At 62.2% G+C, this 12,343-nt stretch carries 11 protein-coding genes; 4 read left to right on the top strand and 7 right to left on the bottom strand.

The window, feature by feature from the left end:
* Positions 1–26: 26 nt before the first annotated feature.
* Positions 27–1,214 (bottom strand): nucleotidyltransferase family protein, encoded by a 1,188-nt coding sequence (locus tag PH256_RS09955; RefSeq protein ID WP_270914024.1) that lies wholly within the window; start codon positions 1,212–1,214, stop codon positions 27–29.
* A 187-nt stretch (positions 1,215–1,401) separates the two neighbouring features.
* On the opposite strand from PH256_RS09955, the gene PH256_RS09950 reads away from it, so the two are divergent.
* Positions 1,402–2,601 carry an acetate/propionate family kinase gene (locus PH256_RS09950; protein WP_270914023.1) on the top strand — a complete coding sequence of 400 codons (1,200 nt, stop codon included), beginning with the start codon at positions 1,402–1,404 and terminating at the stop codon, positions 2,599–2,601.
* 105 nt (positions 2,602–2,706) lie between these two features.
* Here PH256_RS09950 and PH256_RS09945 read toward each other — a convergent pair whose 3' ends face one another.
* The 4 genes from PH256_RS09945 to PH256_RS09930 form a co-directional block, all read right to left on the bottom strand.
* On the bottom strand, positions 2,707–3,381 hold the full coding sequence (locus tag PH256_RS09945) for a DUF4956 domain-containing protein (RefSeq protein ID WP_270914022.1): 675 nt from the start codon (positions 3,379–3,381) through the stop codon (positions 2,707–2,709).
* On the bottom strand, positions 3,368–4,084 hold the full coding sequence (locus PH256_RS09940; RefSeq protein WP_270914021.1) for a polyphosphate polymerase domain-containing protein: 717 nt from the start codon (positions 4,082–4,084) through the stop codon (positions 3,368–3,370). Before PH256_RS09940 ends, PH256_RS09945 begins: the two co-directional genes overlap by 14 nt.
* Entirely contained in the window at positions 4,068–5,714 is a 1,647-nt protein-coding gene (locus PH256_RS09935) for a CotH kinase family protein (RefSeq protein WP_270914020.1), read from the bottom strand. The genes PH256_RS09940 and PH256_RS09935 overlap by 17 nt, the downstream gene beginning before the upstream one ends.
* A 145-nt stretch (positions 5,715–5,859) precedes the next feature.
* Positions 5,860–6,081 carry a hypothetical protein gene (locus PH256_RS09930; protein WP_087183789.1) on the bottom strand — a complete coding sequence of 74 codons (222 nt, stop codon included), beginning with the start codon at positions 6,079–6,081 and terminating at the stop codon, positions 5,860–5,862.
* A 491-nt stretch (positions 6,082–6,572) separates the two neighbouring features.
* Here PH256_RS09930 and PH256_RS09925 point away from each other — a divergent pair, with 491 nt between their 5' ends.
* The 3 genes from PH256_RS09925 to PH256_RS09915 all read left to right on the top strand — a co-directional run bounded on the left by PH256_RS09925 (position 6,573) and on the right by PH256_RS09915 (position 9,741).
* The gene (locus PH256_RS09925) at positions 6,573–7,829 is read left to right on the top strand and encodes a hemolysin family protein (protein ID WP_242956116.1); all 1,257 of its coding nucleotides are present in this window, start codon (positions 6,573–6,575) and stop codon (positions 7,827–7,829) included.
* Entirely contained in the window at positions 7,826–8,833 is a 1,008-nt protein-coding gene (asnA, locus tag PH256_RS09920) for an aspartate--ammonia ligase (RefSeq protein ID WP_087183791.1), read from the top strand. Before PH256_RS09925 ends, asnA begins: the two co-directional genes overlap by 4 nt.
* Positions 8,834–8,973: 140 nt before the next feature.
* Positions 8,974–9,741, top strand: coding sequence for a sulfite exporter TauE/SafE family protein (locus tag PH256_RS09915; RefSeq protein ID WP_270914019.1), 768 nt, complete (start codon positions 8,974–8,976; stop codon positions 9,739–9,741).
* A 48-nt stretch (positions 9,742–9,789) separates the two neighbouring features.
* Here PH256_RS09915 and PH256_RS09910 read toward each other — a convergent pair whose 3' ends face one another.
* Both PH256_RS09910 and PH256_RS09905 read right to left on the bottom strand, forming a co-directional pair.
* Positions 9,790–10,158, bottom strand: coding sequence for a winged helix-turn-helix domain-containing protein (locus PH256_RS09910; protein WP_270914018.1), 369 nt, complete (start codon positions 10,156–10,158; stop codon positions 9,790–9,792).
* Positions 10,159–10,192: 34 nt separating this feature from the next.
* Positions 10,193–12,343, bottom strand: a complete 2,151-nt coding sequence (locus PH256_RS09905) for a Tex family protein (protein ID WP_270914017.1) — start codon at positions 12,341–12,343, stop codon at positions 10,193–10,195.

Below are 12,343 nucleotides of genomic sequence, written 5' to 3'. Positions count from 1 at the left end.
GGGTTCTGCCAAAGCAGGAGATTTGGTCATTCTTCGGTGCGCAGCAGCGGTTTCTGGGTATAGCTGCCGCCCATGGGACCGGGCGTGCGGCGGCACAGCGCCGCCAGATCCGCCCCCGCCGCGTGGGCGCGGGCCATGATGCGGGCCGCATCGCTTTTCTTCTCCAGCGCGGCCAGGGAGGTATCCGCCGGAAGAGCCGCCCCCTTCAACAGGGCGAGGCCCGCCCGGTTGGCCGCCAGCACATGCAGGTAGGGCGGCGTCTGGGAAAGCTCCGGCCCGTAGCCCAGCGCCGCGCACAGGGCATAGCGGCGCAGCCGGGCATGGGCATAGCGTTTGGTCTTCATGGCGGTGTACAGGCCCTCCAGATCCGGCGCGCAGCGTGCCGCTGCCGCCAGTCGGTGCTCCAGGCCCTCGGCGGTGCCCCGGGTGCCCGCCAGCTGCTCGGGACTCATGGCCCGCAGACGGCTGAGCACCGCGATGGAAAAGGCCCGGCTATCCAGATCCTGCCCCTCGGTCGCGGCGGCCTTGTAGCGCTCCAGCGCCGGGGCGGGCACATAGGGGGCCAGCGCCTCCACCCCCTGCTGCCGCCACAGCCCCCGCAGAAAGCTGGCGCTGGCAAAGCCGCCCTCGCCAGGGGTCTGCTGGCCGTGCTGAGCCCCGGTGCGCTGCACCGGCACCGGTACAAGGCGGCTGCCCTGGCGCAGAATGGCCTTGCAGTATTCCACCCCCAGGTTGTTGTTTGGGGCCGCCAGAATCTCCCCGGCCCGGGGATGCAGCGCCCCGGCCGCCCTGGCGCGGGCAGCGGCAAAGGGTATGCCCTGCCCGGCCAGCTGCCGTACCATCTGATCGAATTCCGGGCTGCACAGCACCCGGGCGGTTTCCAGCAGGGCATCGGTATCCGGCGTTTCCGCCCCGAAGACCAGGCTGTCCAGCCCGGGAAGGGCACTGAGCGCGGCCACGCCAGCGGCGGCAAAGCCCTCGGCGCTCTGCACCGCGCAGGGGTTGGGCAGGCCGATCACCAGGTCGGCCCCGGCGTCCAGTGCGGCAGCGGCCCGCACCGCCGGAGGCAGCAGCGCCGCCGAGCCCCGCTGGGTCAGATCCTCGCTCATACACACCGCAATTGCCCCGGCTCCCAGCTCCCGCGCCCGGCGCAGCTGCCAGGCGTGACCCGCGTGAAAGGGGTCGTATTCTGTGATAATGCCCGCCAAACGCATGTTTTCGCCGCCTTTCTCTGGCTTATTGCCGGAAAACCGGCCTGCTTCTTGCAAACAAACTGGTTCCATTATATAATAAAATAAGCAAAATGTAAAAACCCGGCTCGGTCAAAGGTCTTCTTTTTCCTGGGCGCGGGTTTTTGCGCCGATTTTTTGATTTTACATGATTGCAGGAGGAAACTAACACATGAAGATTCTGGTTATCAACTGTGGTTCTTCTTCTCTGAAGTACCAGCTGATCGACATGGACAACGAGAACGTGCTGTGCAAGGGCCTGTGCGAGCGCATCGGCATCGAGGGCAGCAAGATCACCCATAAGGCCAATGGCGGCTCCTGGAGCGAAGAGGTTCCCTTCCCCACTCACACCGAGGCCTTCTCCAAGGTCGTTGAGATGATGACCACCGGCGAGGGCGCCGTTGTGAAGGATAAGAGCGAGATCGGCGCCATCGGCCACCGCGTGGTGCAGGGTGCTGAGTTCTTCACCAAGAGCGAGATCGTGACCGACGCCATCATCGACAAGATCGAGGAGATCGCTCCTCTGGCCCCCGTTCACAACATGGCTCACGTGCAGGGCCTGCGCAGCGCCAAGGCTGTGTTCGGCGCCGAGACTCCCAACGTGGTTGTGTTCGACACCACCTTCCATCAGACCATGCCTCCCAAGGCTTACATCTACGGCGTTCCCTACGAGATGTATGAGAAGTACGCCATCCGCCGCTACGGCGCTCACGGCACCAGCCACCGCTATGTGAGCATGGCTGCCGCCAAGTTCCTGGGCAAGGACCCCAGCGAGCTGAAGATGGTTACCTGCCATCTGGGCAACGGCTCCTCCATCACCGCTGTGGACGGCGGCAAGTGCGTGGACACCAGCATGGGCCTGACCCCGCTGGCCGGCGTGCTGATGGGCACCCGCTGCGGCGACGTGGACCCCAGCGTTGTGACCTACATGGAGCAGAAGCTGGGCATCCATGGTCAGGACATGGCCGACTACCTGAACAAGAACAGCGGCCTGCTGGGCATTTCCGGCGTTTCCAGCGACAAGCGTGACGTTGAGGCTGCCGCTCAGTCCGGCAACAAGCGCGCCCGCCTGGCCGAGGAGATGCTGAACTACCAGATCAAGAAGTACATCGGCGCTTACACCGCTGCCATGGGCGGTCTGGACTGCGTGGTCTTCACCGGCGGCATCGGCGAGAACGACGCCCCCCTGCGCAAAGAGGTTTGCGAGAACATGGAGTTCTTCGGCATCAAGCTGGACGAGGAGAAGAACAAGCAGCGCGGCGCCGACATCATCGACCTGTCCGCTGAGGACAGCCGCGTGAAGATCCTGATGGTCTGCACCAACGAGGAGCTGATGATCGCCCGCGACACCCTGGCTCTGGTGAACGGCTGATTCATCCCCCAAAACAGGACATAACAAAAGCCGCCCGGTTTTCCAAACGGAAAGCCGGGCGGCTTTTTGTTTGCTTTTGATTGCACCTGCCGGAAAAGGCGCGGCTCAGAACCGGGCTTCGCCGTCGTGGGAGAGCAGGCTCACACTCTCGACCCCGGGCACTGCAGCGCAGGCGCTCACCAGCTGGGCCTCCTTGCTGGTGCGCAGCTCCACGATCAGGTCCACGCCCTGGGCGGTCAGGTTGCGGCTCTTCACGCGGCAGCTCTTGGCGTACTTCCGCACCACCGGGTCCAGCGCATGCTCCAGGTTGGCATCGCTGCCGTTAACCACCAGCAGGAAGGGCGCCCTGCCCGCCGGAACCAGGTCCAGCAGGAAGACCAGCACGGTGACCACCAGGCTGGCAATAATGGCAATGGAATACAGCCGCGCGCCGCACACAATGCCGATGCTGATGCTCCAGAACAGGAACACCAGGTCCATGGGGTCCTTCACCGCGTTGCGGAAACGGACGATGGACAGCGCGCCCACCATGCCCAGGCTGATCACGATGCTGCTCTGCATGGCCAGCACGATGGCCGCGGTGATCACCGGCATCAGGGCCAGGGCCTTATTGAAGTCCCGGCTGTAGAAGGAGTTGCGGCTGGCCAGCCGGTACACCACATACAGGTAAACGCCCAGCAGGGTGGTGATGCCCAGCACCACCGCCAGGGAGGCGGGGGTGATATCGGTGGAGGCGAAGCCCTCCAGCACACTGTTTTTGATCACGTCATTGAAGCTCATATTGCATTGCCCTTTCCGCCAGAGGCTCGCTCAGAACCAACCGGCTGAGATAATATTTCGAGAATGCGGTGCGGCGCAGATGCCCCAATTCCAGCACCTGAGCCACCGGGTCCGGGAGAAATTCGTCGTATTTGACCTCCAGCACATGCTGCCCTGCGGGCAGGATGGGCGTAAGCGGCACCCGCTCGTCCAGAAAGCGGCCCACCGCCGCGCTGGCAGCGATGTTCCGGTCAAAGGTGATGCGCACATTGCCCAAACGGCTTATGTAGGCGGTACGCTCGTATTCCACAATCACCTTGGGCGCCATGCCCCGGGTGCGCATGGCCGCCGACAGCAGGTTCATGGGCGGCGGGCTGTCCGGCCCAATGGGCGGAGGCGTGCCCTGCAGGATGGCCCGGCACTGCTCCGGTGTGATGGTGCAGCCGGTCTTGTGGGTCATGCCGTGCAGCTTTTCCTTGATCTCCAGCTTGATGAGGCCCGTATCCCCATTGTAGATGCGCAGTCGGTATTTGCGCCGGTCGTCCACACCGGCCTCGTTTTCCCGCAGGCAGCTGTTGTCGAAGTCGTCAAAATACAGGCTGCGGATGGCATAGCCGCCGGGCCGGTGATGGCCGTCCGGCCGGAGCAGAGGGGTGAGCCGGGCGGCAAGCACCGCCAGCTGGGCTCCGCTCACCTGGTACTTCCATTCATTCCGGTAATCCAAACTCTTCCACCCTTTCCGGCCGGTAGTCCGCCATATATTCGTCCAGATAATCCAACCGCTTTTGCATCAGCTCGTCGGTTTCCTCCAGATCCAGCGTCCGGTGGGCGGAAAGACCGCTGGCGTAGGCGTCATCCTCACCCCAAAGCGACCAGTCCCGGCCCATGGCTCCGCTTTCCACCAGATACGCGGTTTCGGCCTCCATGGCCTCATAGATCACATCCCAGTCGAACAGGGTCTCGCGCAGCTCGGCCCAGCGCCGGGCCACCCGGTCCACGGTCCCCTCCGGGTCCGTTTCGTACAGCCGGTTCAGCTCCATGTCCGGAATGATCAGAGTGGTGAAATCCAGCTCGAACATCCCCTCGTGGGTGTCGCCCCAGACGTAGTTCAGGTCCCAGGGGATGCGGTAGAACTGGCCCTCATCCGCCCGATACATGTAGTACATATTGTGGTAGGAGTTGTCGATGGCGCAGATAAACTGCTTGAACAGGGCCACATCGATCAGGTTGTCGATGTTGGCGGTCTGCTCCAGATGTTCGGTATCGGTCTTGGTATCCGGCCAGAAGAAGGCCTCTGCGTAACTGCGCATGGGCTCCCACACGCCCTCGGTCCAGCGCTGAGGCCAGACCACCTCCAGCTTGTTCAGCCACTGCAGGCTCTGGTCCTCTTCCAGCTGGTCGTATTCCTCATCGTAGGCCATCACGCCCTGCCGGTATTTATACAGCCGGTCGCCGCCTTCCAGGTCCAGCAGCTCCCGGTCCACAGTGGTGCACAGCAGATACACGCCCATGTATTCGCCGTTCAGATACAGCTCCACATACTCGCAGGTGGCTCCCGCAGGATCGAAGTCATAGGCGGCGCTCATCTGGCCCCACAGGTCGTTGACCACCTTGTCCCGCACGCGGGTCACGTCGGTGGCCAGGTTCAAAAGAATCCAGTCCGCGTCCGAGCCCAGGCCCAGCAGGTCCTGCGCGTCGGCCGCGCCGCTTTCGTCCATCAGGTTCAGCCGGTAGGATTTTTTGTCCGCAAAATAGCTGGCGTTGCCCCGCCAGTGCCATTCCAGGCCGGTGCTCACCGCCTGCTGGCGCACATTGCCCTCGGGCCAGAACACCCGGATGCTGCCGTAGTTATTTTCCACCGGCAGGCGGCCCATGGTACCGCCCACCACCGCCGGGTCGCGGGGCGTGCTCACCCGCACCTGGCTGTCGATGGCAATGGCTGGCATGCCGCTGCGGTACACATACAGCTTTTTCCACTGCTTACCGTCGCTCACATACACCGCCTGCGGCTGGCCGCTGGCAATCTGTTCGCTGCCGTCGGCCTGCCACAGCCAGTCCGGCAGATATACCTGCCCCCACTGGGCACTGAGTGTGCCGGTGGCCTGGCCGTTTCGCGGCTGCGGCAGGCAGTAGGCCCCCAGCTCCCGGTTGTAGGGCAGCTCCACCCCGTTCCAGTACAGCGCACATTCCTCCGCGCTCAGCGCCGCCGTACTGGTCAGCTGTTCAATTCTTCCCCGATCTGCCAGACGGACGCCGAACAGCATGCGGGACTGCTGCAAGGCGCTGAACGCCAAAAACCCGGCCAGGGCGCAAAGGCAGCCGATGACCAGGACCAGTTTGACTGTTTTCTTCAAGAAATTGCCCCATTTCCCCTAAAGTCGCGTCACAGTTGATTTCATTTTACCATGCCGCCCGGGGACTGTAAAGGCTGCTCCACCATCTGCCAGGCAAAAAAGGCCGGCCGGTGCAATGCACCGGCCGGCCTTTTTTCCCTTATTGTTACTGAACGACCGCGTTGTAGACGTGCTCTACTTCCTCGGCATTCTCACCCATCAGCTTGACGGGGTGCTTGTAATCCAGATTCATCAGGCCCAAAATGCTCTTGGCATCGGCGATGACGCCTTTCAGATCCTGCACGTTCAGCTCGCACTCGCAGGAAGCTGCGGCGCTTACAATGTCCTTAACCTGTTTGAAGCTGGAAACCTTGATCTCTTTCATCATTGTCTCATGCCTCCCAAAAAATCTTTTCAATGTTTTTCCGGCGGCGCGCCTTTCCCCTGCGCGCAGCATTCCGGTTTTTCCTCGGAGCACCTGCCGGTATGCTTTAGTATGGCTCAATGAGCCGCCCCTCAAACACACCCTTGCTCCTTGCTAGGCATTATAGCACGGAATAATCCATTTGTCGCCACTTTTCAAAAGTTTCTCCCCGATGTACCAAAAGCGCAGTTTTCCTCGGTTACTTTTTGTTACTTTTGTCTTTAACATTGAGATTGGTTCACACTTAGGAAACATTTATCCATATTCTTTTGTCCGCATAATACAAACACATTGTTTCACTGCAACAACCTTCGCCACATTTTTGTTGCATTGACGGCCATGTTCTGTTATATATAATAAGGTAACCCCTGCCCCGGTGCAGAGGCTGCATCCCGAAAAATACATTTGACATTTAGAAAGGTTCGTGATTGTTTTTGGATACTCCTGGCCCTAGTATGTACCTGTTTATTCTTCTTCTGGTCGCCGGTTCGGCCTTCTTCTCCGGCAGTGAGACCGCGCTTTCCTCCTTCAACCGCATCCGCATGCGCAACCGCGCGGAAAGCGGCGACAAGGGCGCGGCCCTGGCGCTGAAAATCGCCGACGATTACGATAAGACCATCTCCACCATCCTCATCGGCAACAACATCGTGAACATGGCCTGCTCCTCGCTGGGCACCGTGATGGCCGTGGCCCTTGTGGGCCAGCAGTGGGGCCCCACGGTTTCCACCGTGTTGATGACCCTGCTGGTGCTGATCTTCGGCGAGATTCTGCCCAAGAGCCTGGCCAAGGAGCACGCGGAGTCCATCGCCATTCGGGCGGCAGGCATCATCGACCTGCTGCGCAAGCTGTTCACCCCTCTGGTGCTGTTCTTCGTGCTGCTGAAGAAGCTGGCCTTCGGCCGCAAGGCGGCGGACGACCAGCCCAGCGTGACTGAGGACGAATTGAAGACCATCATCGACACGGTGGAGGAAGAAGGCGTGCTGGACAGTCAGGAGACCGACATCATCCAATCGGTCATCGACTTCGACGATATCACCGTGCAGGAGATCCTGATCCCCCGTGTGGATATGCTGGCCGTGGACGTGAACGAGCCGGTGGATCAGGTGATTTCCACCGTGCTGGCCAACAGCTACACCCGCATCCCGGTGTATGAAAACGACATCGATCACATCATCGGCATGCTTCACACCCGGGATCTGTTCAGCTGCCTGGCCCAGAACAAGCCCGTGAACGTGCGCGAGCTCTGCCGCGACATCTCCTTCGTATACCGCACCAAGCACATCAACGACCTGCTGGCCGAGCTGCGGCGCAAAAAGCAGCACATGGCCATTGTGACCGACGACTACGGCGGAACCCTGGGCCTTGTGACCATGGAGGACGTGCTGGAGGAACTGGTGGGCGAAATCTTCGACGAGACCGACGAGGTGGAGGAGATGCCCATCCAGAAGCTGGAGGAGAACCTGTACCGGGTGGCCGGCGAGGTGAACATCGACGATCTGTTCGACGAGCTGGACCTGAAGATCAAGGACTTCGAAAGCGATTATTCCAGCGTGGCCGGCTGGGCCCTGGAGTGCCTGGAGCACATTCCCGAGCCCGGCGAGAGCTTCGAGTTCCAGAACCTGCACGTTACCGTGGAAAAGGTAGAGGACAAGCGCATTCTGAGCCTGCTGGTGCGCATTGAATCCAAGCCCGAGGAGGAAACACACCAATGAACAAAACCCTGCTGCCCGGCGGCTACACCCCCTGCCTGGGCCTTTACGATACCCAGAAGGCCATCGGCCTGATCAAGCAGATCTTCGAAGTGAAGCTCTGCGCCGCGCTGCACCTGAAGCGGGTCACCGCGCCCCTGTTCGTGGACCCGGCCACCGGCCTGAACGACGATCTGAACGGCGTGGAGCGCCCGGTCAGCTTTGACGTGCCCGCCACCGGCTCCAGCGCCCAGGTGGTGCACAGCCTGGCCAAGTGGAAGCGCCTGGCCCTGCACCAGTACGGCTTCCGGGTGGGCAACGGCCTGGTGACCGACATGAACGCCATCCGCCGGGACGAGGAGATGGATAACCTGCATTCCATCTACGTGGACCAGTGGGACTGGGAAAAGGTGATCACCGCCCAGGACCGCACCCCGGAATTCCTCATGCACACCGTGCAGAACATCGTGTACGCCATCAGCTCCACCCTGGACGAGCTGAAGTGGCAGTTTGCAGACCTGAACACCAGCCTGTGCCGCGAGGTCACCTTTGTGACCAGCCAGGAGCTGGAGGACCTGTACCCCGGCCTGTCGCCCAAGGAGCGGGAGAACGCCTTTGCCAAGGAGCACCGCACCATTTTTATCATGCAGATCGGCGGCAAGCTGAAGAGCGGCAAGCCCCACGACGGCCGCGCCCCCGACTACGACGACTGGACCCTGAACGGCGACCTGCTGTTCTGGCACGAGCCGCTGGAGCAGGCCATCGAGATCAGCAGCATGGGCATCCGCGTGGACCCCGCTGCCCTGGACCGTCAGCTCACCGAGGCGGGCTGTGACGACCGCCGCACCCTGCCCTTCCACAAGATGCTGCTGGCGGGCGAGCTGCCCCTGACCATTGGCGGCGGCATCGGCCAGAGCCGCCTGTGCATGCTGCTGCTGGGCAAGGTACACGTGGGCGAGGTGCAGGTGAGCCTGTGGGACGACGAGACCCGCGCCGCCTGCCGCGCTGCCGGTGTTCCCCTGCTGTGATATTTCCCTTATATTACAGGTTCCCGGCCTTCCGGAATGGAAGGCCGGGCCTTTTTTCGGACTGTTCACAGAATTTTCGCCTTTTTGCGCTATTCTTCTCTTTGACATTTTTGAAATTGGAAAAGTGAGGCAACAGTAAGATGCTTTTGACCCTGATCGTATGCTTTTTTGCGGGGATGGGCGCGGGCCTGGGCACCGGATTCGCCGGCATGAGCGCCGCCGCGGTGATCAGCCCCATGCTCATCACCTTTCTGCACATGGACCCCTACCTGGCGGTGGGCATCGCCCTGGCCAGCGACGTGCTTGCCAGCGCCGCCTCCGCCTACACCTACGGCAAAAACAAAAATCTGGACATCTGGGGCGGACTGGTGATGATGGCTGCGGTGCTGGTCTTCACCATGGTGGGCAGCTGGGCCGCCAGCCTGATGCCCAGCCAGACCATGGGCGGCTTCTCGCTGTTCATGACCCTGTTCCTGGGCTTGAAATTCATTGTTCTGCCGGTGACCACCACCAAGGAAAAACGGGCCGGGCTTTCGCCGCTGGTGAGCACCCTGCAATCACTGGGCTGCGGCGTGGTGATCGGCTTCATCTGCGGCTTTGTGGGCGCGGGCGGCGGCCTGATGATGCTGCTCATCCTCACCAGCGTGCTGGGCTACGAGCTGAAGACCGCGGTGGGCACCAGCGTGTTCATCATGACCTTCACCGCCCTCACCGGCGCGGTTTCCCACTTTGCCATCGGCGGTGCGCCGGATGCTCTGGTGCTGGCGCTGTGCATGCTGTTCACCCTGGTGTGGGCGCTCATCGCCGCCCGCTTTGCCAACCGGGCCAGCCCGGTGGTGCTCAACCGGGCCACCGGCGCGGTGCTCACTGTGCTGGGCGTGATCATGATCGTGGTGCATTATCTGTAATCGAAAAAAGCCGCGGGGCATTCTTTTTGGAATGCTCCGCGGCCTTTTTTATTGCTCCGGTGAAAGGTCCTTTTCCGGATGGAACGAGGAAAAATAGGTGTTATACAGATCCTGGGCACTCTGGCCGCAGGCGGTGCGGTAGGCCTGGTAGCGCATAAGCAGCTCCTTGGCCTGGGGCGTGATGGTGCTTCCGCCGCCGCCCTTACCGCCGATGGTTCGCTGGGTCATGGCGAAGCCAAACTCCTTTTCCGCCCGTTTAATCATGGAAAAGGCCTTGGTATAGGCCATTCCCAGATGCTGGGCTGCGGCCCGCAGGCTGCCCAGCCGCTCCACCTCCAGCAGCAGCTCACAGGGACCTGCGCCGAAAAAGCGCTCGCCCTCATCGCTGCAAAAGTACACGCTGAATTTTACCTGCATGGCCGTTTCCTCCCTTTCCCTTCTCTGCCTTGATTTACTGCTTGTTCAGCCCCTTCATGGTCAGGCTGATGCGTTTTTTCTTCTGGTCCACATCCAGGATCTTCACCTTGACCACGTCGCCCACCTTCACCGCCTGGCTGGGATGCTTGATGAACTTGTCGCTCAGCTGGCTGATGTGAACCAGGCCGTCCTGGTGCACGCCGATGTCCACAAACGCGCCGAAGTCGATCACGTTGCGCACGGTGCCCATCAGCTCCATGCCGGGCTTCAAGTCCTCCAGGCTCATCACATCGCTGCGCAGCATGGGCGCGGGCAGCTCGTCGCGCATGTCCCGCCCGGGGCGCAGCAGCTCGGCGATGATGTCCTTCAGGGTCGGCTCGCCCGCGCCGGTCTCGGCGCAGAGGGCGGCAAAGCCGATCTCCCTGGCCTTTTTGGGCAGAGCCTGGATGGCCTCGGTGCCGATGTCTTTGTCCGCAAAGCCGCACAGGCTCAGCAGCTTTTCCGCCGCCGGGTAGCTTTCCGGGTGGACGGCGGTGCCGTCCAGCGCCTTCTTGGCCCCGGGAATGCGCAAAAAGCCCGCGCACTGCTCAAAGGCCTTGGGGCCCAGGCCCTTCACCTTTTTCAGCTGGGCACGGCTGGCGAAGGCGCCGTTCTCCTCCCGCCAGGCCACCACGTTTTTGGCGGTGGAGGCGCTCAGGCCCGCCACCCGGGCCAGCAGGGGGGCGCTGGCGGTGTTCAGGTCCACGCCAACGCTGTTCACGCAGTCCTCCACCACGCCGTCCAGCGTCTCGTTCAGCCGTTTCTGGGGCATGTCGTGCTGATACTGGCCCACACCCACGGCCTTGGGGTCGATCTTCACCAGCTCGGCCAGGGGGTCCTGCAAACGGCGGGCGATACTCACCGCGCTGCGCAGGTTCACGTCGAACTGAGGGAACTCCTCGGCGGCCAGCTTGCTGGCGGAATAGACGCTGGCCCCCGCCTCGCTGACCACCATGTACTGCACACCGCCACCCAGCTCCCGGATGACCTCAGCGGCGAAGATCTCGGTCTCCTTACCGGCGGTGCCGTTGCCGATGGCGATGATCTGCACATGATGCTTGCGGATCAGGTCCTTCACCTTGGCCTTGGCCTGGTCCACCTTCTTGAACTCGGGCACCGGGTAGACCACCGCGGTGTCCAGCACCTTGCCGGTCTCATCCACCACAGCCAGCTTGCAGCCCATGCGGTAGCCCGGGTCCATGCCCAGGGCCACCTTGCCCTTGATGGGGGGCTGCAGCAGCAGCTGGCGCAGGTTCTCGCCGAATACCTGGATGGCGCCCTCGGCGGCCTCGTCGGACAGATTGGAGCGCACCTCACGCTCCAGACTGGGATGGATCAGCCGGGTGTAGGCATCCTCCACCGCGGCGCTTACCTGGGCCGCGCTGGGGCCGCCGCCCGCCTTCACGAACATGCGGCGGATACCGCCCACCGCCTTTTCCGCATCCACCTCCACGGTCACCTTCAAAAAGCCTTCCCGCTCGCCCCGGTCCAGAGCCAGCACCCGGTGACCGGCGATCTTGTTCACCGCCTGGCTGAAATCGTAGTACCCGGCGTAGACGCTGTCCTCCTCCTTGGCGGCCTTGCTCTTCACCAGGCCGAAGGTCTGGTAAAAGCGGCGCAGCTGGGCGCGCAGGGTGGCATCGTCGCTCACCTGCTCGGCGATGATGTCCCGCGCACCGGCCAGGGCGGCCTCGGCGTCCGGCACCTCGTCATTGATGTACTTCTCCGCCTCGGCGTTCACATCCAGATCCGGCTTCTGGGCGAAGATGGCCTGGGCCAGCGGCTCCAGGCCCCGGGCCTTAGCCACACTGGCGCGGGTCTTGCGCTTGGGTTTATAGGGCCGGTAGATGTCCTCCACCTCGGCCAGGGTCTTGGCGGCGTCCAGCGCCTTCTGCAGCTCCGGGGTCATGGCGCCCAGCTCCTCGATGGTAGCCGCCACCTCGCCCTTGCGCTTTTCCAGACCGCGCAGGTACTCCAGTCGGTCGGCCAGCTGGCGCAGCACCTGGTCGTCCATGGCGTTGGTGGCCTCCTTGCGGTAACGGGCAATGAAGGGAATGGTGTTGCCCTCATCAATCAGGCGGATGGCCGCCGAAACATACTGCTCGGGGACGTTCAGCTCCCCGGCAAGAATCTTTGCAAAATCCAT

It is taken from the genome of Allofournierella sp. CML151 (assembly GCF_027853465.1).
In the GTDB taxonomy this organism is placed as follows: Bacteria; Bacillota; Clostridia; order Oscillospirales; family Ruminococcaceae; genus Allofournierella.
This window is presented reverse-complemented; position numbering and strand designations above follow the sequence as displayed.